The sequence below is a fragment of the Pontibacter sp. E15-1 genome (assembly GCF_022601975.1).
Lineage (GTDB): Bacteria > Bacteroidota > Bacteroidia > Cytophagales > Hymenobacteraceae > Pontibacter.
Genome location: NZ_JAKVIR010000047.1, coordinates 1 through 20,687, shown reverse-complemented (window position 1 = coordinate 20,687; position 20,687 = coordinate 1). Strand labels below are relative to the sequence as shown.

19 protein-coding genes are annotated in these 20,687 nt (G+C 52.8%); 6 read left to right on the top strand and 13 right to left on the bottom strand.

What is annotated here, in order from left to right; translation table 11 throughout:
* Positions 1-71 precede the first annotated feature (71 nt).
* Entirely contained in the window at positions 72-803 is a 732-nt protein-coding gene (locus tag MKJ04_RS22390; RefSeq protein ID WP_241644387.1) for a DUF4197 domain-containing protein, read from the bottom strand.
* Positions 804-915: 112 nt separating this feature from the next.
* On the opposite strand from MKJ04_RS22390, the gene MKJ04_RS22385 reads away from it, so the two are divergent.
* From MKJ04_RS22385 to MKJ04_RS22375, 3 genes are all read left to right on the top strand, one after another.
* Positions 916-2,175, top strand: a complete 1,260-nt coding sequence (locus MKJ04_RS22385; protein ID WP_241644386.1) for a competence/damage-inducible protein A — start codon at positions 916-918, stop codon at positions 2,173-2,175.
* A gap of 147 nt (positions 2,176-2,322) precedes the next feature.
* Positions 2,323-3,669, top strand: a complete 1,347-nt coding sequence (locus MKJ04_RS22380; protein WP_241644384.1) for a dihydrolipoamide acetyltransferase family protein — start codon at positions 2,323-2,325, stop codon at positions 3,667-3,669.
* Positions 3,670-3,840: 171 nt separating this feature from the next.
* Positions 3,841-4,356: a hypothetical protein gene (locus tag MKJ04_RS22375; protein ID WP_241644382.1), complete on the top strand. Its 516-nt coding sequence runs from the start codon at positions 3,841-3,843 to the stop codon at positions 4,354-4,356.
* A 110-nt stretch (positions 4,357-4,466) separates the two neighbouring features.
* Here the strand turns inward: MKJ04_RS22375 and MKJ04_RS22370 are convergent, their stop codons facing one another.
* Positions 4,467-5,198, bottom strand: a complete 732-nt coding sequence (locus MKJ04_RS22370; RefSeq protein WP_241644380.1) for an ROK family protein — start codon at positions 5,196-5,198, stop codon at positions 4,467-4,469.
* Between the two features lie 232 nt (positions 5,199-5,430).
* On the opposite strand from MKJ04_RS22370, the gene MKJ04_RS22365 reads away from it, so the two are divergent.
* The gene (locus MKJ04_RS22365) at positions 5,431-6,069 is read left to right on the top strand and encodes a hypothetical protein (protein WP_241644378.1); all 639 of its coding nucleotides are present in this window, start codon (positions 5,431-5,433) and stop codon (positions 6,067-6,069) included.
* 105 nt (positions 6,070-6,174) lie between these two features.
* On the opposite strand, the gene MKJ04_RS22360 is transcribed toward MKJ04_RS22365, so the two are convergent.
* Both MKJ04_RS22360 and MKJ04_RS22355 read right to left on the bottom strand, forming a co-directional pair.
* The gene (locus MKJ04_RS22360) at positions 6,175-8,796 is read right to left on the bottom strand and encodes a valine--tRNA ligase (protein ID WP_241644376.1); all 2,622 of its coding nucleotides are present in this window, start codon (positions 8,794-8,796) and stop codon (positions 6,175-6,177) included.
* Between the two features lie 539 nt (positions 8,797-9,335).
* Entirely contained in the window at positions 9,336-9,686 is a 351-nt protein-coding gene (locus tag MKJ04_RS22355; protein ID WP_241644374.1) for a 4Fe-4S dicluster domain-containing protein, read from the bottom strand.
* Between the two features lie 113 nt (positions 9,687-9,799).
* On the opposite strand from MKJ04_RS22355, the gene MKJ04_RS22350 reads away from it, so the two are divergent.
* Together MKJ04_RS22350 and MKJ04_RS22345 are read left to right on the top strand one after the other, a co-directional pair.
* Positions 9,800-10,810, top strand: coding sequence for an acyl-CoA reductase (locus MKJ04_RS22350; protein WP_241644372.1), 1,011 nt, complete (start codon positions 9,800-9,802; stop codon positions 10,808-10,810).
* An 88-nt stretch (positions 10,811-10,898) separates the two neighbouring features.
* Positions 10,899-11,198, top strand: a complete 300-nt coding sequence (locus MKJ04_RS22345; RefSeq protein WP_241644370.1) for a hypothetical protein — start codon at positions 10,899-10,901, stop codon at positions 11,196-11,198.
* A gap of 142 nt (positions 11,199-11,340) precedes the next feature.
* On the opposite strand, the gene MKJ04_RS22340 is transcribed toward MKJ04_RS22345, so the two are convergent.
* From MKJ04_RS22340 to MKJ04_RS22300, 9 genes are all read right to left on the bottom strand, one after another.
* Positions 11,341-12,198, bottom strand: a complete 858-nt coding sequence (locus MKJ04_RS22340; RefSeq protein WP_241644368.1) for a nucleoside phosphorylase — start codon at positions 12,196-12,198, stop codon at positions 11,341-11,343.
* Positions 12,199-12,414: 216 nt separating this feature from the next.
* On the bottom strand, positions 12,415-13,383 hold the full coding sequence (locus MKJ04_RS22335) for a rhodanese-related sulfurtransferase (protein WP_241644366.1): 969 nt from the start codon (positions 13,381-13,383) through the stop codon (positions 12,415-12,417).
* A 335-nt stretch (positions 13,384-13,718) separates the two neighbouring features.
* A complete protein-coding gene (locus tag MKJ04_RS22330) occupies positions 13,719-14,354 on the bottom strand; it encodes a NeuD/PglB/VioB family sugar acetyltransferase (protein ID WP_241644364.1) in 636 nt (211 codons plus the stop codon).
* A gap of 69 nt (positions 14,355-14,423) precedes the next feature.
* Positions 14,424-15,764 (bottom strand): N,N-dimethylformamidase beta subunit family domain-containing protein, encoded by a 1,341-nt coding sequence (locus MKJ04_RS22325; protein ID WP_241644363.1) that lies wholly within the window; start codon positions 15,762-15,764, stop codon positions 14,424-14,426.
* On the bottom strand, positions 15,765-17,063 hold the full coding sequence (locus tag MKJ04_RS22320) for a hypothetical protein (RefSeq protein ID WP_241644361.1): 1,299 nt from the start codon (positions 17,061-17,063) through the stop codon (positions 15,765-15,767). It lies immediately after the preceding gene.
* Entirely contained in the window at positions 17,060-18,346 is a 1,287-nt protein-coding gene (locus tag MKJ04_RS22315; RefSeq protein ID WP_241644359.1) for a DUF2851 family protein, read from the bottom strand. The genes MKJ04_RS22320 and MKJ04_RS22315 overlap by 4 nt, the downstream gene beginning before the upstream one ends.
* Positions 18,347-18,381: 35 nt before the next feature.
* Positions 18,382-18,846 (bottom strand): DUF1456 family protein, encoded by a 465-nt coding sequence (locus tag MKJ04_RS22310; protein ID WP_241644357.1) that lies wholly within the window; start codon positions 18,844-18,846, stop codon positions 18,382-18,384.
* 40 nt (positions 18,847-18,886) lie between these two features.
* Positions 18,887-20,005 carry a Fic family protein gene (locus MKJ04_RS22305; protein WP_241644355.1) on the bottom strand — a complete coding sequence of 373 codons (1,119 nt, stop codon included), beginning with the start codon at positions 20,003-20,005 and terminating at the stop codon, positions 18,887-18,889.
* Between the two features lie 234 nt (positions 20,006-20,239).
* On the bottom strand, positions 20,240-20,687 hold a 448-nt coding region (locus tag MKJ04_RS22300), incomplete at its 5' end, for a hypothetical protein (protein WP_241644353.1).

Sequence of the window (20,687 nt, the reverse complement as noted above, 5' to 3'; positions counted from 1 at the left end):
CCAGAGCATGGTCTATTTGGCGATGATCTCTATAATGTTAAAAAGGGCTTAATAGGTTTTAAAACAGCTTCTTAGGACTGGTTTTCTTTCGTGAACACCCGGCGTAAAAGCTCCGTGGTTCGGGCGAAAGGGTTCTCGCGGATGTTCAGCTCTTCCTGGGCCACCAGCAAAAACAGGCCGTCAATCGCCTTTTGCGTCGCGTACGCATCCAGGTTTGGGTCTACCTTCTGGGTCAGGGGTATTTTGTTATACTGGTTCACGATGTCGGTATAGTAGCGGGTGGCGTTCGTCTTTTCCAGCGACTTCACCATCACGGGGTTGAACGCGGTATAGAGCTGCTGCGAGGTAGTGCGCTTGAGGTACTGGGTGGCAGCGTCTTTGTCGCCCCGCAGGATGGCCCAGGCGTCGGCGATGGTCATCTGCTTGATGGCGCTCACAAAAATCGGCACGGCGCTTTTGGCGGCGTCCTCGGCCCCGCGGTTCAGCGTCAGGACAAACTTATCGACCTCGTTGCCCAGGCCCACCTGCCGCAGGGTGTTCTCCACGCGCTGCACATCCTCCGGAAAGGGAATCCGGATCAGCGGGTTGCGGTAGTAGCCATCTGTCTGAGCGGCCTGGTCGGAGCCGCTTTTGATGCCCACCTCCAGTGCCTGTTTCAGGCCGGAGGCAACCTCGTCTCGGGTAAGTGGGGTACCATTGGTGCCTGCCAGCACGCCATCCATGGTGCGCTGTACTTCTGCCACGGTGCAGGCGGAGGCGCTCAGGGCCAGCGCCATAAAAGAAGTGTAAACAATTTTTCTCATATCAACAGAACATCTTTAGCTTAGCGCATGTTTAAAGCTCGCTTTTAAGAGCCAAATTTAAACATGCATTTAGGATTTTTCAAACCTACGCATAAATCAGACCAAAACAACCATGAAAGCAGTCCTCGCCGAAATCATCACTATTGGAGACGAAATCCTGTTCGGGCAGATTGTGGATACCAACTCCGCCTGGCTGGGGACCGCGCTGACCAACATCGGGATCCGGGTAAAGCAGATCACGTCTATCTCCGACAGCGCCGACCACATTGTGCAGGCCCTCGATGACGCCAGGACCCGGGCAGACGTCATCCTGATCACGGGGGGGCTGGGCCCTACCAAAGACGACCTGACAAAGCATGTGCTGACGGCGTATTTCCATACCTCCCTGAAACTGCACGAGCCCTCGCTGGCCGACGTGACGGCAATTTTCAGCAGCCGGGGCCGCCCCGTGACCGAGCTGAACCGGCAGCAGGCGTTTCTGCCGGAAAGCTGCACCCCGGTCCGCAACGTGCTGGGCACCGCGCCGGGCATGTGGTTTGAGCAGGAAGGCAAGGTATACGTGTCGATGCCCGGAGTGCCCTTTGAGATGAAGCGCATGATGACAGACATTGTGCTGCCGAAACTGCGGTCCTATTTCGACACTCCCTACATCCTGCATAAAATGGTGCAGACCGTGGGTATACCCGAATCCAACCTGGCAGACCAGCTCGAAGCATGGGAATCGAGCCTGCCACCGCACCTGAAACTGGCCTACCTGCCCAACCTCGGGGGGGTGCGGCTTCGCCTGACGGGCACAGGCGCCGACAAGGCCCAGCTGGACCAGGAACTTCAGGCCGAAATCGATAAACTGGCTTCCATCATACCGAAAGGCATTTTTGCGTATGGCGACGCGAAACTAGAGGAGGCGATCGGGCTGCTGCTGAAGGAAAAGGGGCTGACCATTGCCACCGCGGAGAGCTGTACGGGCGGATTGCTGGCGCACAGGATCACGAGTGTGAGCGGAAGCTCTGCCTACTACCAGGGCAGCGTGATCGCGTACCACAACGAGGTGAAAGTCCGCGAGTTGGGCGTGAAGCGGGAAACGCTGGAGCAGCACGGTGCCGTGAGCGAGGCCACTGTGCGCGAAATGGCTGAGAACGTGCGGCGTAAGTTCGGAACCGACATCGGGGTGGCCACCAGCGGTATTGCCGGCCCCGACGGCGGCACCCCCGACAAGCCGGTCGGCACGATCTGGATCGCCTACGCCGACAAAGACAGGACCATCGCAAAGCTCCTGAACTACAACAAAGACCGCCTCCTGAATATAGAATACACCACCACGGCCGTGCTGAACCTGGTGCGCCAAAGTTTGGCGGCTGCCGTTGAGGAATAGGGTAATTTTTCTAACTTTGTCCAGGTTTTCAAATGGAGGACCTTTTTTGGAAGTATAAGTGACGACTCACTCCCTATACAGGGTATGGTCAGCGCCTATCCTTTTGTTCCGAACCTATACTATACACGAACAACGATAACGACACATATGGCACTTGTAGAAATGGTGATGCCCAAGATGGGCGAAAGTATCACGGAAGGCACTGTTCTGAAATGGCTCAAAAGCGTGGGAGACACCATTGAGCAGGATGAGTCGGTGCTGGAAGTTGCTACTGACAAAGTGGACACAGAGGTGCCTGCTTTGCAGGGTGGCGTACTGAAGGAGATTCTGGTGAATGAGGGTGATGTGGTGGCCGTAGGCGCTCCTATCGCCGTCATCTCCACTGACGGCGAAGACACAGCTTCTTCTGACGCTCCCGCGGCTACTGAGGCACCAGCATCAGACGCCCCCGCAGCTACCGCGCCGCAGGAAAGCGAGGCACCCGCAGAAAATACGGTAGCCAAACTGGACCAGCCCGCCGCTGGCCGTTTCTATTCCCCGCTGGTGCTCAACATTGCCCGGGAGGAAGGTATACCGATCCAGGAGCTGGAGTATGTGCCCGGCACTGGCAAAGAGGGCCGTGTGTCGAAAAAAGACATCATGGCGTATGTGGACAGCCGTTCCGATGCCCCGAAAATCAACAATACCCCCGTGCCGCAGGCCGAGGCGGCCAAACCAGCCCCGGTAAACGCCCCGGCCGCGCAGCCACAGCCCGCCTCCGTAAAACCGGCGGCGTCTTTCAGCGGCAACACCGAGATCATCGAGATGGACCGCATGCGCAAGCTGATCGCCGACCGCATGGTGGAAAGCAAGCGCACCTCGCCGCACGTCACCTCTTTTGTGGAGGCCGACGTGACCAACATCGTGAACTGGCGCAACAAGTGGAAAAACGAGTATAAAAAGCGCGAAGGCGAGAACCTGACCTTCACCCCGATCATGATTCAGGCGGTGGTAAACGCCATCAAAGACTTCCCGATGATCAACGTGTCGGTGGACGGGAACAACATCATCCGCCACAGAGACATCAACATCGGTATGGCCGTGGCCCTGCCGAGCGGCAACCTGATCGTGCCCAACATCAAGAACGCAGACCAGATGAACCTGAACGGCCTGACCAAAAAGGTGAATGACCTGGCGAACCGCGGACGCATTAACAAACTGACGCCCGACGACCTGTCTGGCGGCACGTATACCGTCTCGAACGTGGGTTCTTTCGGCAATGTGATGGGCACCCCGATCATCATGCAGCCGCAGGTGGCCATCATGGCGCTGGGCGCGATCACGAAGAAACCCGCCGTGATTGAGACGCCGCAAGGCGACCTGATCGGTATCCGCCACTTCATGTTCCTGTCGCACTCTTACGACCACCGCGTGGTGGACGGCTCGCTGGGGGGTATGTTTGTGCGCCGCGTGGCCGACTACCTGGAGAATTTCGATGTAGACCAGACGATATAAGCAGCGCATACCAGACTGCGGCTTTTTAAAGCGCCTGCCTCACTCCCGAGGCAGGCGCTTTGCTTTGTACAGGCCATCCCTCACTAAATTATACCCCACTGCGCTTTACTGGCGACACAAATTACTATCTTCACTTTTCTAATCAGTAAACAGCACGAACACACCATACCGATGAACAGAACTTTGCCCTGGATAGTGGCTGGGCTTTCTCTTTTCCTGGCCTTTTATTTTTATATGCAGCAGCATGAGGCAGAGAGCCGCCTGGCCATTGCCGACAAGCGGGTAGCAGAAATGGACGCAGCACTGGCGCAAGAGGGCCAGGCAGTTGACTCTTTGGAAGAGCTCGTACTCCCCCCCGACACCATGGAGCTGGTGCCCCCCGGCGGGGCTGCGTTTGTGGATGAGCTGGGCTCGCTGAGTGAGTCGGACCTTAGGAGGCTGAAGCAGAAGGGGCTCCACAGCCCGGAAGCAGACCTGATGAACGACCTGAACCGCAAGCAGAGCCAACTGATACCCGCAGCGGGCAGTATGGGGGGTACCATGACTATCCGCGACAGCCGCATCCTGAACGACCGCTATGCGATGGCCTACTACGAAGACGGCCACAACGGGGGCTACATGCTCCTGAAGTACAGCGTGAGCAACGGCAGCATCAGCTGGACCGTGGTTGACAACTCGCAGTTGTAGTAGCCATGTAGTTAGCTTGCGAGTGGTTCTTAAAACGATGTATAGAACTTCGTAAAAGGTAAGATATCAGTTTGCGAGAGGCAATTACCTCTCGAGGCGTTCGCCAGAGTTTAAGAGCTTAGCACGATAAACTCATCCTTCCACAGCATCGCCCCTCCTTTGATACCGTCTTTGTTGGACACAATCGTGATGTTCTCTTCCAGCTCAAAAACGATCTCGTCGGCATTGCCCCCGCTGATATATAAATGGTCGTAGTTGAAAACAGTTCGCAGGATCTGCAGCACGCGCCGCATTCGTTTGTTCCATTTCTCCAGCCCAGCCTCCTCCAGCGCCACGTCACCGATATAGGCGTCGTAGTCGCGGTGCTTGGTTACAGGGTGATGCGCCAACTCGAGATGCGGAAGCAGGAAACCGTTGAGCATCAGCGCGGTGCCAAAGCCCGTACCGAGCGTGATTACCATCTCCAACCCATTTCCGCTCACTACCCCCAATCCCTGCAGGTCTGCATCGTTTACCACCCTGACTGGGCGCACAAGCAACTTCATCAGCAGTTGGCGCAGGTCAATTTCCCGCCAAAGGGCAGTGCCTAAGTTCGGGGCAGTCATCACCACGCCCTCTTTCACATACCCTGGAAACCCCACCGACACCCGGTCATACCCCTGAAATTCCTGCACAAGGCCCTGAATCACATCCAACACGTTCTCCGGCGAGGCGGGCGACGGGGTAGCCGCCTTGATATAATCAGCCTGCAGCTGCCCCGCCTGATCCAGAACTGTTGCTTTGATGCTCGATCCCCCGATGTCGATTGTGAGAATGCGGAGTTGGTGCTTGTTATTTTCCATGTGTTTACTTACGGGAAGTGAAAGGTGCGCAGACAATTTCAACGTTCCGAATGCCAGCGCTATACCTTACGGCGGTTTCCGGAACGGCAGGTGCTCCTGCTCATGGTAAAGGTATAAAGTTATCTCAGAAGTACCAGACGAAAGCAAAACCGACAGTGGGCGAATCTGTCCCTTTCCTCTCGCAGCCACCCGGGCAAACGATCATCCGGCACCATAACGAAAGGCACGACATTTGAGTACTAGAAAGCAAATCTTAACCGCCATGCTTATACCGCTCTCTTCCCTGCTTCCGTTGCTCCTCTCTTTCGTTATGTCCGTTTCGCAGACGCTATACCTCCAGCAGGACATCACGCAGGACTATGCCCGACTCGCCAGGGAAAACCGCTACTTCATCAGCGACAACAGCACCCAGACGCCCTCGCTGGAAACGGTGGCCCGCGACCTGCTGCTGTTTCAGCTTGCCGCCAGCCTCGACCTGACACAGGCCACCCACAGCAGCCATACCTCCGGCAATCACCGGGTGGATGTATGGCAGTTCGCCGAAAGCGAGATCACCAGCATATACCAGATCGAAAGCAAGGTGCACCTGGATACCGTCGTGACACAACGCTTCCTCGACAACGTGCCACCCAGGCAGCAGCGCATCACCAACGACTTCACTTTCAGAAGCTATGCCGTCGCAACTGCCGGGGAGCCACAGAAGCTTTACTACCTCACCGAGGCCGACCAGGGGCTGCTGGCATACCGGCTTGGGGAGAAGGAGGTGCAGATCAATTATTCCGCCGCAAAAGAGGGCCTCGCGGATGTGCTGGAAGGGTATAAAAAGGAAATAGCGCAGCTCCTGAAAGGCGATGCTAAGGCCGCGAAATAACCGTTGCCCTCGTTGATAGTATAAATCCTGCCGAAGTATAAACTAACAACGGCCGCTCTCTCCCGAAAGCGGCCGTTGCCATGTAAATCCAGTATAGCCCGCTGCCTACAGCGCCGCCAGGCTTTGCTCAATGGCGGTAATCTTGGCTTCCGCGTCGGCTTTCTTCTTCCGCTCGCCCGAGATAACCGCTTCCGGTGCCCCGCTCACGAAACGCTCGTTGCTCAGCTTCTTGTCCACTGAGTTCAGGAAGCCTTTGGTATACTCCAGCTCCTTTGTCAGGCGCTCACGCTCGGCCTCCACGTCTATGTTGCCCTCCATCGGGATAAAAAACTCATCCCCGGCCACGATAAAGCTGATCGCCCCGTCCAGGTTCTCCTCCACAAACTGAATCTCGTTGAGGTTGGCCAGCTTGCGCATGATGGCCATAAACGGCTCATATTGCTCGTGGTGCGCGACTTTTATGTATAAATCAAGCTGCTTGTTGTTCGGGATGTTTTTGGAATTGCGGATGTTGCGCACCGCCCCAACCACCTGCAGCACCTGCTCCATGCGCGCGATGATCTCTCTGTCGAACTTGTCTTTCTTCGGCCACGGTGCCACAATCAGGAACTCCTTCTGCTTGCGCTCCTTCAGCTCGTGCCAGATCTCCTCGGTGATAAACGGCATGAACGGGTGCAGCACCTTCAGCACATTTTCCAGCAGCTTCACGGTGGCCGTAATGGTTCCTTTGTCGATGGGTTGCTGGTAGGCCGGCTTGATCATCTCGAGGTAATGCGAGCAGAAATCGTCCCATACCAGTTTATACACGGCCAGCAGTGCATCCGAAATCCGGAACTTGCTGAAGTGATCCTCTATCTGCACAAAGGCCTCGTTAAAGCGCGACTCGAACCAGCTGATCGCCGTTTGGTTCGGGCAGGGCAGGCTCTCGTCTATCTCCCAGCCTTTTATCAGGCGGAAGGCGTTCCATATCTTGTTGGAGAAGTTACGGCCCTGCTCCACCAGTTTGTCGTCGTAGAGCAAGTCGTTTCCGGCTGGGGAGCTGAACAGCATACCGGCCCGCACGCCGTCGGCGCCAAACTGCTCGATCAGGTCGAGCGGGTCGGGCGAGTTGCCCAGCGACTTCGACATCTTGCGGCCCTGCGCGTCGCGCACGATGCCGGTCAGGTACACGTTCTTAAACGGCATCTCCTTCCGGAACTCATACCCCGCCATGATCATGCGCGCCACCCAGAAGAAAAGGATCTCCGGGGCTGTCACCAGGTCATTCGTCGGATAATAGTACAGGATGTCTTTGTTGTCGGGGTCTTTGAAGCCGTTGAACACGGAAATCGGCCACAGCCATGACGAGAACCAGGTATCCAGCACGTCTTCGTCTTGATGCAGGTCGGTTTCCTGCAGCTGCTCGTTGCCGCTCTGCTGGCGAGCCAGCACAAGTGCTTCGGAAGCAGTGGTAGCCACCACAAAAGAGCCGTCGGGCAGGTAGAAGGCCGGGATGCGCTGCCCCCACCACAGCTGGCGTGAAATGCACCAGTCCCGGATATTCTCCATCCAGGAGCGGTACATGTTCTTGAACTTGGGCGGGTGCAGCCTGATTTCGTCGTTCATCACCGCGTCCAGGGCTGGCTTGCCCATTCCGTCCATTTTGCAGAACCACTGCATCGAGAGGCGCGGCTCGATTACGGCCCCGGTGCGCTCCGAAGTCTGCAGCACACTGGCGTACTCCTCTATCTTCACCAGCAGGCCGGCCTCCTGCAAATCCTTCACGATGTTGCGGCGGGCGGCAAAACGGTCCTGCCCCACATACAGCTGCGCCTGCTCGTTCAGGGTGCCGTCGTTGTTCAGGATATCGATGGTGGGCAGGCGGTGCTTCTGGCCCAGCTCATAGTCGTTCAGGTCGTGGGCAGGCGTCACCTTCAGGGCACCCGTACCGAAGTCGATGGACACGTACTCATCCAGAATCACCGGAATCTCCTTGCCCAGCAGCGGGATGCGCACCTTCTTGCCGTGCAGATGGGTATAGCGCGGGTCTTTCGGGTTCACGGCTACGGCCACATCGGCCATAATCGTCTCGGGCCGCGAGGTAGCCACCGTGATAGCGGCATCCGCCCCCACCACCGCGTACTGCAGGTGATACATTTTAGCCATGGTGTCCTTCGGAAGAACTTCCTCATCCGAAAGGGCAGTGCCCCCCAGCGGGTCCCAGTTTACCATGCGCACGCCACGGTAGATGAGGCCTTTGCGGTATAAATCAACAAACACCTCGGTCACGGCGGCGCTCATGTCGTCCTCCATCGTGAATCGGGTGCGCTCCCAGTCGCAGGAGGCGCCCAGTTTCTTGAGCTGGTCCAGTATGATGCCGCCGTACTTCTCTTTCCACTCCCAGGCATATTTCAGAAACTCTTCCCGCGTCAGGTCTTTTTTACTGATGCCGCGCTCTTTCAGCATCGCCACCACCTTGGCCTCTGTGGCGATGGAGGCGTGGTCGGTACCCGGCACCCAGCAGGCCTCTTTGCCCTGCATGCGCGCGCGCCGGATCAGCACGTCCTGAATGGTGTTATTGAGCATATGGCCCATGTGCAGCACGCCCGTCACGTTGGGCGGCGGAATCACGATGGCATAGGGCTCTTTGTTCGGGTTTGGCTCAGAGTGGAAGAAGCCGCGCTGCATCCAGCTGTCATACCACTTCTGCTCTATTTCCTTGGGGTTATATTTTGTTGAGATCGACATCGTAGAGAATAAATTCCTGAAAATTTGGGAAACGCAAAATTAGGTAATTTTTGCGATATACCGCGCCTCACACTGGGTGTTCACTCCTGACACTCACCCCCCCCAGACCTCACAGCGTCTGAAAGACCTGTGAGTGTCCAGCCAGCTATTCTGTGAGCTAATCTTTCAGGTGAAAACCCAGAAACTACCAATGAGCAAACTAAAGGCACTTTTTCTTTTTTAGCAAAAAAAGAAAAACTCGCGCTGTTTTATCCAAAGGCACTTTTTATTATTTCCCCTACAAGATTCGTCTGCTCGTGCCCAGCCAGCTACAAACCAATCGCCACAAAGCACTATACCAGCCCGTGTCTAAAATCTATCCTTTGGATAAGAAATTTATACATGCTTGGAAACGAAACAGCCGCTGGCAGGTATCTCCCGTTTGTCGCCCCGCAGACACTCACAGGTCTTTCAGACACTGTGAGGTCTGCGGGGGGCTGGGGAGGTAAAAAAAAAGCCTGCGGTGAGGCAGGCTTTCTGTGGGCTTAAGTGGTATAAAATTAGCTTGCTTGGTGCAGCCAGTCTTTCTTTGCCAACAATTCCTCCTCTGATTCGCGGTAGTCCGGGTCGTCCACGCAACAGTCTACCGGGCAAACAGCGGCGCACTGGGGCTCCTCATGGAAACCCATGCACTCGGTGCACTTATCAGAAACGATGTAGTAGAATTCATCTGAAATAGGTTCCTGGGGTGCATCTCCGGGTATTACCTCGCCTCCGTCGATTTCCACCTCCTTCAGCTCGGTGCCGCCGCCCCATGTCCAATCCATGCCACCTTCGTAGATCGCAGTGTTTGGGCATTCCGGCTCGCAGGCTCCGCAGTTAATGCACTCATCCGTTATCATTATCGCCATAGTCGTATCTCCTGTATATTTTTTTTACTTTTGTAAATCGAACATCTGTTAAACAACAAAATTAGGAACAATAAGTATTCCTATCAAATAATTTTTCAACGCACGCTCTTGCCATGACACTAGAAAACAGGATTGAAGCTTTTGTAGAGCTTGGAAAACAGCTCCAAAACCTAACCCAGGAAGACCGGCAGGCGTGGGCGCAGGCGGCCATGTCGCGCAATGTCTGGTTCACGGAAGAAAATGTTTCCTGTGCCATAGACGGCGTTATCCAACTCCTGGATGAACAATACCTCCGCGAGTGGCTTTACCCGTATCACATCAAACAGGTTATACCCAAAAAGGTTGGCGTTGTGATGGCTGGCAACATCCCGATGGTCGGTTTCCACGATTTCCTGTCGGTGTTGGTGAGCGGGCACTATCTGCTGGCCAAGCTCAGCACCAACGACGAGCCGCTCCTAAAGCGCCTCTCCGACATGCTGGTGGGCATTGAGCCCGCCTTCGCGAACCAGTTTGAGTTTGTGGAGCTGCTGAAGGAGGCCGACGCGCTGATTGCCACCGGCTCCGACAACACCGCCCGCTACTTTGAGTACTACTTTGCCAAGCGCCCGCACATCATACGTAAAAACCGCACCAGCATCGGCGTGCTGACAGGGCACGAGGAGCAGGACGACCTGCAGGCGCTCGGCGAAGATATTTTCAGGTACTATGGCCTGGGCTGCCGCAATGTGTCCAAGGTTTTAGTGCCCAAGGGCTATACCTTCGACCGCTTTTTTGAGGCCAACGCCCACCGCCAAAACCTGCTGGACCACCACAAGTACGCCAACAACTACGACTACAACAAATCTATCCTGCTGGTGAACCGGGTGCCGCACTTCGACAACGGTTTTATGCTGGTGCAGGAGTCTCAGGGGCTTGTTTCGCCTATCTCAGTGCTTTTTTACGAAACGTTCCATACCCTGCATGACCTCCGTCATAAGCTGGAAGCCGTAAAAGAGAAGACGCAGTGCGTGGTGTCGGCGCATGGCTGGCTGGAAGGGAGCATACCCCTCGGCGAGGCGCAACGCCCGATGACCTGGGACTATGCAGACGGCGTAGATACGATGCAATTTTTGCTGAACCTCTGAAATAAAAATTTATTCTGGCATACTATTAGCGAACCTAGTCCTACGTTCATTATATTGAACCAGTGTTTGACCGCTAAGCATACTTTTCATGATAACTACAACAAATCCGATCCCATTAGTGGAAAAAGAGGAGATTCCGTCTTTCCACTTTACTACCGATGATGTTTTAAGCAACCCGGAGGCGCGGAAAAAGCGCATGTGGGACCTGAACCGGGCCGCTTCCCTTGGGAACGTCTATCATGGAAAGGTGGAGATTACCTTTCAGACGGCAACAGGAGAGCGGAAACGCGTTGACACTACGGTATGGGCCGTAGACGAGCGGTTTATGACGCTCAAAGCCGGATGCTCCATCCCGATTCCCTCTATCATCGGCATCGAGTTTTTTTAACCGGAATCGCTGCCTCAGAGGCGGCAAACCCACCTGACATTCGCCGCTTTCGTATGAGAGCCGGTTGCAACACATAAAAGAGAAGCCACACCCCGCGAATTCCGGGCTGTGGCTTCTCGTTTATAGGGTAGTATGCCTGGCCCTATACCCGCTCCAGGACCTTCAGGATCAGGTCATCAATCACTTCCTCGGCGTTTGGGGCAAAAGTTTGGGTGATGCGGTTGGCTACCATGGCGTTCAGGGACAGCACCTCGTGGCCAAGCAGCCTGCCCAGGCTGTAATAGCCCGCGGTCTCCATCTCAAAGTTCGTGAATTTATACCCTCCCAGGCGGAAGTCCCGGTAGGTCTGCAGCAAATCCGGGTTCCGCAGTCCTGCCCGCAGTATACGGCCCTGTGGCCCGTAGAATCCCGGGCAGGTAAGGGTGTTTCCCGGAATCATGTCATACGCCACCTTTTTGATCAGGCTCTCAGAGCCGTTGACACAGTATGGCCTGAAACTCAGGCCAAGCGCCTCCTGCAGTGCCCTGCCAATTGCCAGTTCCTGCTCCTGCTGCTCCAGGGGGTAGAACTCCATCAGCGAGTCCAGGCCCACGGCCGTGTGCGAGGCCAGATGGCTGCCCAGCGGCACCGTGTGCTGCAACGCACCGGAAGTGCCCACCCGGATGATCTTCAGACTGATCCGGTCTTCGTTCGGCTCCCGCGACAGGAAGTCGATGTTCACGAGGGCGTCCAGCTCGTTCATCAGGATGTCGATGTTGTCGGTGCCCATACCTGTGGAAATGACTGTGAGGCGCTTGCCTTTGTAGTAGCCCGTGTGGGTGATGAACTCCCGCTTGGCAATCGCCACCTCTATCTCATCGAAATACTTGCTTACCCTGCCCACCCGGTCCGGATCGCCGACAGTGATAATCGTGTCCGAGATATGCTCCGGAAGCAGGTTCAGGTGGTAAACGGACCCGTCGGGGTTTAGAATCAATTCGGATTCTGGAATTGCAGCCATAGTTTTGTTTTTGATGTTGGATAGTCGACCAGGTAGTTCAACCTGCCCGCCGTCATGCCTTTCTAAAAAGCAAGCCGGTTTCAGGAATAAAGGCAGAAAGAGAACTACTGAATCTAACTGGGTATACCCACTGAAATTCTTGTGTATGCTAAAGGTATGAAAATGCAAAAAGCGCACACCACCAGATGTACGCTTTTTGCATCTCTTTTTATCCGGTTACGCCGGGGCGTCCGTTGTTTTGCGGCGGTTAAATCCTTTCAGCGGATTGTAGCCGTTCAGTTCTTTCTGGTAATAGCCGCTGCCATCGTATGGGCGTTTCTCCGGGTGCTCTTTGCAGGTTGCAGAGCAGGCACCGTCCAGCTCCACGCCGCAGTTTTCGCAGATGGGCACATGCAGGTTGCAAACCGGGTTGGCGCAGTTCACCATACGGTCGCTTTTGGTGCCGCACACGTAACACGCCGACACTACGGTGGGGTTCACCTTGTTCACGTCCACGGCCACGCGGTTATCGAACACATAGCACTTGCCCTCGAAGTCTTCGCCGCCGGCTTCCATACCGTATTTGATGATGCCGCCATGCAGCTGATATACGTTCTCGAAACCTTGCTCCAGCAGGAAAGCGCTTGCTTTCTCACACTTTATACCCCCAGTGCAGTAGGTCAGGATTTTCTTGTCTTTATACTTCTCCTTCAGTTCATCCACTTTATCCGGAAACTCACGGAAGTTCTCAATGTCCAGCGTCACGGCGTTTTTGAATCGCCCCACACTGTGCTCGTAGTCAGAGCGCACATCCAGCACCACTACATCCGGGCGGTCCTTCATGTCCTTAAACTCCGCTGGCGACAGGTGTACCCCGGTCCGCACGCTCGGGTTGATGTGCAGCATGCCGGAGTGCACGATCTCGGTCTTGGTGCGCACGTGCAGCTTGGTAAAGGCGTGGTTCTCGGAGGCGTCTACCTTAAAGTCGATCCTGGCGAAGCGCGGGTCTGCGTGCATGGCCTGCATATACTTCTCGCAGTCTGCCCGCAAGCCCGACAGCGTTCCGTTCAGGCCCTCGTTAGAGACGATGATGCGGCCAAGCAGATTCAGCTCCAGGCACAGCAGGTGGTGCTCCTCCCGGAACGCCTCCGGGTCTGCTATCGGTGAATAGCAGTAATACAGTAGGATGTCGTATGGTTTAGTCATAACTGCTTAGTTGTTTGCTAAGTGTTAAAGTTGATAGTTATAAATTGTTGATGGTTGGTTGTTGATTGTTAGTTGCTGATTGTTAAATGGTTTAATGGATAAATTGTTGTTTGCAAAATGGTTAAGATTAATGCTAGAGAACTTTCGGAATTGCTTAAAAAGGCCTGAATGGCCATACTTACATTAAGAGGGACTAGCAGAGCTTTTTCAATATTTCTAACAATTAAACCATTCAACAATTCAACCCCGCAAGCGTCAAAGTGAGTTGCCGCGCATCAGCCATCAGATGAACTTCTTCAGTATTAGCTTAGAACAGCGGCTTTATCGATAAAAGTTTACTTTATGGCTGCAGCCGGGTTGCCGAACACCGTGGCTTTGGCAGGCACGTCGGCCACGACCACGGAGCCTGCGCCAACGCGGGCATTCTTGCCAACCTTCACACCCGACACCACCACGGCACCTGAGCCGATGAAGGCGCCCTCTTCCACTACCACGTCTGCGTTGATGATGGCGCCAGCGCCGATCTGGGCGAAGTCGCCGATCTGGGCGTAGGCATCTACCAGCGCTCCGGACTGAAGCAGGCAGTAGTTGCCGACCTTGGCGTTGTTGTTGACGACAGCACCGGCAGAAATCAGGTTTCCGTGCCCCAGCCACGCGTGCTCCGACACCGAGCTAAAGCGGTGAATGGCATTTACCGGCACCACTTTGTACTCGTCCTTCAGCATTTTGATGAGGCCCTTGCGGGCGGCGGCATCTTCCACGGCCACAAACACATCGCACTTGTTGCCAATCAGCTTCAGAAACTCGTTGTCTTCGGTGCTGCTCATCACCGAGACGTTGTTTATCTCCTCCTGCTGCAGTTTGCTGCTATCGTCGAGGAAGCAGTACACGATGACACTGTTGCTGTTGAAGGCATCTAACGCGGCGGTGCCCACTTTCTGGGCACCTAATATAATCACAGGGTTTTGCATAGCTCCAGCTTGAATAAGGCGCAAAGGTAGGCATTTGTCGGGGAGTTTGAAAGACACCCCTTACGCACACTATTTGCTGAACATATCTTCATCCTGTAGAAGTCCGTCCAGAATGTTTTTTGTTATTATTTTGATTCTTGCAGCATCATCTCCTCCTATTCCATAGGGGCTGCACCAATCCATGGAAGCAACATTTACGACTACTCCTGAAGTTGGGGTTTTCTGAAAAATCAGAAAGGAACCATACCCCCAATCGTCCAGATAGGCATGTTCATACCCTAATAACTCCGCTTTAAAAAAACCGAGTTGAGCTGTGTCAAGCACTACTTCTTCAGGGCTTTTAACAAGAAACGTACCGTCCAATTCCTTGCTTGGCACACGCAGAACATCACCGTTTCGGAGGTTTGTTCCCTTGAGCAGCGGCGACTTCTCATTCACTATTTTAAAACCTCCAAAACTCTCAAATCTTTTCCTGCCATAGCCCCCAAACCGGAGATCTACGCCAATGCTTCCTACAATCGGGTACTGTAGCTCCTCGTGATACCAGTTTATTGTTTTGAGCAGTGGGTTTTGGATGGGATCAGGCTGAATCTTATAGCAAATAAGGCCCGAGCCATCGGGAGTATACCGTGCTTGCCACCACATCGTGTTTCCGGATAGCACTGCACTATGGCCACCCTTCGCAACAAAAGCATCTACAGTTTTCCTGGCATTTCGGGTCCAGTACTCACTGTGGCCGATAATTACCAACACCTTGGCCCCCGACAAAACAGTACTATCTTCGAGATCAGAATCCACAATATACTTTATTTGATATGCAGATTCTACTAGCCACGCCATGGCAGGCTTTACTTGAAAAGACACTGCCGGGAAGGTTGGCCGGTGAAATGACACTTGATGTGTCTGTTCCGAGAATATATCATACAGGCTTTTGCCTCCGGATATGGTATAGGCATTGATCGTGTTAGTGGGGTAAAGCACCACAACAGGGGCAGCCTTACTTTTCACGATAAACGGTATCTTGTTTTCCCAGAGGTATAGGCCGCTTTTGAGTGCAGGCACGTGATAGAAAAAGGTAGGTGTATACCCAAAACCCGCCTCACTTGGATTTGCCTGCGGCTCCTGTGGTGCTAAAACTGTGCTAACGCTATCTACCACATTGCCCAACACGTCATATAAACGCACTATCTCCTCACTTGCCTCATCGGCATTCATGTATACCTGCTGCTGTTCCCCTATTGTATAGGACTGCCGATCAGTATACCCATCTTTCACGATGCTATGCAGTCCATCAAAGTAAGATGTTATGATATAGTGTGCATAGCGAGTGTTCTGCAGATAGAATTGAACTCCTCGCCCGAGCAGCAAACCCACCACCACAAATACCGCTATTAAGAATAATCTTTTCATTTATCTTCCTGTGATTTTTGCATTTAGCTTTTGAAGACCCGCTGCAATCAGCGGATTCAGGCAAAGCAGGTATACAAAGAAAGGTAGAAACACAATCCGATATCTGTTAAGGGTACCTAGGTTCGGCATACTATAGGTCAGCAGTACCCCAAGCGACAGGCAAAATACCCATAGACTGATGATAATCCAGTCAGCGCGTAGGCTGCGTTGGCGAATAAGGCCATACATACTTAACATGCTTAGCGCCAATAAAATAATATTTTCTGCAGCTGCTACATAGTGTATACTGTCAGTGGCTTCCCACGGAAAAGGCCTGAATAGAATCCAGAGAATCGCAAGCGGTGCATGTGCCAGGAGGCTTGGGTAAGATGGCTCTAAATTAGAAAATTCCACATGTGGTTTCTGGAGCGAAATGGCCAGATATTTATGGTAGTTATCGACAACAACGCCCGGCAGTCTGTCGAATTGGAGGTTATAATCGAGATGAGAAACCAGCCAAAAAGCAGCCAGAAGCAGCCCGACCAACAATGGCAGTCTAGTTCCCCGATGTAGCTTCGCAAGTGCTTCCAATCTGAAAAACAGATTTGCAAGCCCCCCTACGAGTAAAGAAGCACTCAATGCAGCGGCAATGAAGTACTTGATAAACCATACCAATGCCAGCGCGGAAACCAGAAGTAGTAGGTGCGGTATGAGCTTTCTTCTATTTGCATCATTTAATGCAAGCGCAGCCCCCAGGAAGTAGCCCATGCCCCCCAACACCAGACTTTCTTTCAGCAAACCAGACGACCAGAAAGTGACAGAGGGTATAAACAACATCGCAACAATTGCCGAAGGCGCGGCATCCGGGTAGCGCTTCATAAGTTGAGCCGTCAGATAGCCCATGCCACTGAAACTAAATAATGCCAGGTACAGCACCATAAGGTAGTATCGGCCTCCAGCCAAAAGATTTGGTATACTAAAAAGTTTGATGACATTCCAGGCGCCCATATAATGTTCTCCCTTATAGGTTAAAAGCCGCTCACTTACCACATCATCAAACAGCAAATAACGCAAAAAAGGGCCTGGCCCCTGCTCCCGAAATATATCGGCAGCAAGAGTTGAGATTTGGTAATAGACAATCGTATCCCCTCCCCCATAGTACTCAAAATACAGCAGCCCAAGCAGCACACCGCACAGCAGTTTCAGGCCCAGTGCCGGGTAGAAGTACGGTTGCAGGGCCTTCGCCCAAGCCTGCCGCTGCATCCACCAGACCAGGCCGCCCAGCAGGGATATGTTCAGCACGTAAACGAGAATACTCACGCGGTAGGCCTGTTTTGTCTCATAATCTTGTTGCCGACGGCGCAGCGCATGCAGTGAACGGGGGCACAGTAGCGTTTATACAACCCGAGTGCCGCCTGGTTGTCGGCGGCTGATTTGGATTGCCAGCCCAGTTCCTCGTAGAGGCGGGTAATTTTATTGCTTCCTTCCTTCAGTTTCTCCAACAACGAAACGGCCTTTTCTATATACACCCGTTCATCGGTATAGATGGCGTAGGCCGCCAGCAGAGGCACCGCCACATTGATGATGAGGTTGTGCACGCTCCCCTTTCCCATACCCTGCTGCTTGCTCTTGGTGGGTTTGGCAAAGTGATAGTGCTGCTGCCAATACGCGGAGACCGGTGCCTGAAACAAGGCCTCATACTGCTTCACCGTGTCTGCGGCGAGCAGCTTAGAGAAAAATGCCTGGTTCTGGTGCAGGACTGCCGCCAGTTGGGAAAGCCGCACCGTCGGGAAGTTGGCCGGGCGCATGCGCAGAAACTTCCACATATGGTTCGGCATGGGCTGCAAGCTGTATTTATGGCGCAGGAAGGTGTATTCTTTCTGAAGCTGGATGCCATACCCATCCTCCATCGCAGCCTCTAGAAAGCCCGCCTGCCCGAAGAGCAGCGCCTCGATTTGATGTTGGTTGTGTAAATGTTTTCGAACTACCGCCAACGGTAGCCCGGCAGCCAGTTGCTCAAAAGCCTGCTGGTTGGTTTTAAAGCTAAAGCCGCGCAATAGGGTATAAAAAGCGGTCTGTTCCCAATCGTTGCCGTAGCCCCGGTAAGTCTGCAGCACTTCTTCGCCTTTCGCCTCCAGGCGCTCTATCAGTGCCCGCTCCAGCATCAGCGTTTTCGTGATCTCCGGCACGTTGGGCCAAAAGGCAGCACACGGAACAGGGCTTTTGGCCTGCAGCAGCCGCTCGTAGGTATGAATCAGCGACAAATCCACGCTCCCTTGCAGCGATAACACCGGTACCTCCGTGCCATCCATCCGGAAAACCGGCTCGTCTGCCTCCCATACCACGTGCAGCACCACCTGGTCATACTTCCGGTCGTGCTGGTGCTGATGGCGGTGCCAATCCGAGGCTTTCAGGTGTACCTCCACGCTACCCGACCACTCCACCTCGCTTATTTTCACCAAAGCCTCCTGAAAATCCGGACCGGCGTCGGTATTATAAAAACCGGTGCGCAACACCTGAATGGGCTCCCCGCCAGTGGTAGCCAAAGCAGTTTTATCAAAATACTGATGCTGCCAGATATAATGCAGGAAGTCTTCTTTCACGTGAGTTTGCGCTGTGGAGTTCTCAGAAACAGGTATTACTGGCTATCGCGGTATTTTAGCTGCATGCCGTGCAGGAAGTTGCGCATGATCTGGTCTTCGCAGGTGCGGTAGTGCTGGTGGCTTGGCTTTCGGGAAAAGGCGCTCAGTTCGTGCTTGCTTAGCCGGAACCTCACCAGCTCAAGTATCGCTATTATATCCTCGTCTTTCAGGTTGAGGGCTATCTTCAGCTTTCTTAGGATAATGTTATTATTCAGGCGCTTTTCCGGCTCCGGTTGCGGCCCTTCTTTTTTACCCCGGTTGTCGATGATCAGCCCGTTCAGGAAGATGGCCAGATGCTCGTCATCCAGTTCCTGAAACTCCGGGTCATCTTCTTTCTTCATCCAATCGCTGATCTGGGCACGTGTCACGTCATGGCCGGCCAGGGCAAACAGCTCGATCATTTTTGGGTCGCTAAAGTCGAAGGTATACCGGATACGGCGTATGATGTCGTTATTGTTCATGTATGTTTAAGCGTTTAATTTGTAAGAGAAAAATGAGCGTTTAAGCACTATAGGTGTTGCGGGCTCGCGTTTTTACTTTATTATCCAATACGTCCATTAGCCGGTGGTTTAGGTATAGCTTTTCTTTACCTACCTTAGTTGCCTTCAAAAACCCTTCATTTTCAAGCGCGATCAAGTAGTTCCCGACTGTCTTGGGTGTACCCATATGGGCGTCTATCAGAAACTGGCGTTTTGTATACGGCAGCCTGAACAGTATTTCTACCAGTTCCTTCGAGTATACCTTCGGTAGCCTCTCTTTTATTTCATCCGATGTGGCTTCCATAACAGCCATGATCTCCTCCAGTTTTTCAAGTCCGTTAATGGCTGTTTTTTCAATCATGTCCAGCATGTATAATATCCACCCTTCCCAGTCTCCGGCTTCTGTCACAGCCCTGATCTTTTGGTAATAAGCCGCCTTGTGCTGGATAATATACTCGCTCAAGAACAGTGCAGGCACATCCAACAGCTTCTCCATTTTCAGATAGAGCAGAAGCAGGATTCTTCCTGTGCGCCCGTTGCCATCTATAAAAGGGTGGATGGCCTCGAACTGGTAGTGCATCACGGCCATTTTGATCAGCGGATCCAGGGCGCCTTCTTCATTAATGAAGCGCTCCAGGTTTGCCAGTTTTTCACGTATCACCGCCTCTCCTGTCGGTGGCGTGTAGATCACCTTACCCTGCGTGTTGGACAAAGTAGTGCCCGGAGTAGCTCTGATACCCGATGTGTTCTGCTTGATGCACTGCATGATTTCCACACAGAGGTTCGTCGTGATGAAAGGCCGTTGCTTGAGTTTTTCCAGGCCATACCACAACGCCTCTTTGTAGCAAATTACCTCTTTTGCTGCCGTGGATTCATACCGCTTCTCGGCAACAACAGATTTATAGAGATCATCATTCGTGGTGATAATGTTCTCTATCTCTGAACTTGCTTTGGCTTCCTGTAAATGGATTGTGTCTAGGAAGAGGCTTGGGTTGGGCAAATTCATAATAGCCCCGTTTAGCTGCACCTGGGCCCTGCTCGCTTTGATGGCCTTTCGCATTACCTCCTTCGTCTCCAAATCGGCATCCGGAGGAAGTAAGGGCAAACCGTTGTAGGGTTCTTCTCTGTGAAATGGGGCCATAACCTAACGAGGGTAATTATTACTCCTATTGCAGAAACAAAGGTAAAAATAATAATTTATTACACCTGTTGTTTGTTCGGAGGTAAAGATTACTTTCCTAATTTCATTTCAGGTATGGTGTGAAATATAACGTTTTCGTGTAGCAGAGCCTAAGCGTCAGCAAGGCGTACTGCTACACCTTGTTGGGCTATCGTTGTGCTTTCTTTTCTATCAATCGATCATAGCTGTTACTTTCTAATATAAACCTAATATGGTTTCTGTTAAAGTAACATTATCTACTGTAGGTACATTATTCAGCTCTACAATTTGACCTCCATCTAAGCATATGGTATCAGTTGTTGCATTAGTATAGTGAAGATAAAGTTTGATGCGAACATCTGGATGTGCTGTATTTTGGGATAGTTTTAGTTTGTCTATTTTACGAGAGATCTTATTTAAATCCTTTTGATCAACTACCGTGACCTTTTGAATTTGATTACCAAACGATTCATCAAAGTTTCTACAATTGATTCTGAAGGGAGTTGTTATGTTAACATCCACATAACTTATCTTTATCTTCCTTAATTTTATCTCCCCACTATCTCCTATATATATAATATCATTAGTATAATACCTCGGCAAAATCAGACCACAAGTTAAGTTTAAGAGTAATAACCTAAAAAGTGGAAAGATGAAAAAAGTA

Bases quoted from the DNA above. Each gene is read 5' to 3' on its own strand.
- MKJ04_RS22370 (WP_241644380.1), bottom strand. From the start codon at position 5,198: ATGGAAAATAACAAGCACCAACTCCGCATTCTCACAATCGACATCGGG.
- MKJ04_RS22340 (WP_241644368.1), bottom strand. From the start codon at position 12,198: ATGGCTGCAATTCCAGAATCCGAATTGATTCTAAACCCCGACGGGTCC.
- MKJ04_RS22330 (WP_241644364.1), bottom strand. From the start codon at position 14,354: ATGCAAAACCCTGTGATTATATTAGGTGCCCAGAAAGTGGGCACCGCC.
- MKJ04_RS22390 (WP_241644387.1), bottom strand. From the start codon at position 803: ATGAGAAAAATTGTTTACACTTCTTTTATGGCGCTGGCCCTGAGCGCC.
- MKJ04_RS22325 (WP_241644363.1), bottom strand. From the start codon at position 15,764: ATGAAAAGATTATTCTTAATAGCGGTATTTGTGGTGGTGGGTTTGCTG.
- MKJ04_RS22305 (WP_241644355.1), bottom strand. From the start codon at position 20,005: ATGGCCCCATTTCACAGAGAAGAACCCTACAACGGTTTGCCCTTACTT.
- MKJ04_RS22375 (WP_241644382.1), top strand. From the start codon at position 3,841: ATGAACAGAACTTTGCCCTGGATAGTGGCTGGGCTTTCTCTTTTCCTG.
- MKJ04_RS22345 (WP_241644370.1), top strand. From the start codon at position 10,899: ATGATAACTACAACAAATCCGATCCCATTAGTGGAAAAAGAGGAGATT.
- MKJ04_RS22335 (WP_241644366.1), bottom strand. From the start codon at position 13,383: ATGACTAAACCATACGACATCCTACTGTATTACTGCTATTCACCGATA.
- MKJ04_RS22385 (WP_241644386.1), top strand. From the start codon at position 916: ATGAAAGCAGTCCTCGCCGAAATCATCACTATTGGAGACGAAATCCTG.
- MKJ04_RS22350 (WP_241644372.1), top strand. From the start codon at position 9,800: ATGACACTAGAAAACAGGATTGAAGCTTTTGTAGAGCTTGGAAAACAG.
- MKJ04_RS22310 (WP_241644357.1), bottom strand. From the start codon at position 18,846: ATGAACAATAACGACATCATACGCCGTATCCGGTATACCTTCGACTTT.
- MKJ04_RS22360 (WP_241644376.1), bottom strand. From the start codon at position 8,796: ATGTCGATCTCAACAAAATATAACCCCAAGGAAATAGAGCAGAAGTGG.
- MKJ04_RS22380 (WP_241644384.1), top strand. From the start codon at position 2,323: ATGGCACTTGTAGAAATGGTGATGCCCAAGATGGGCGAAAGTATCACG.
- MKJ04_RS22355 (WP_241644374.1), bottom strand. From the start codon at position 9,686: ATGGCGATAATGATAACGGATGAGTGCATTAACTGCGGAGCCTGCGAG.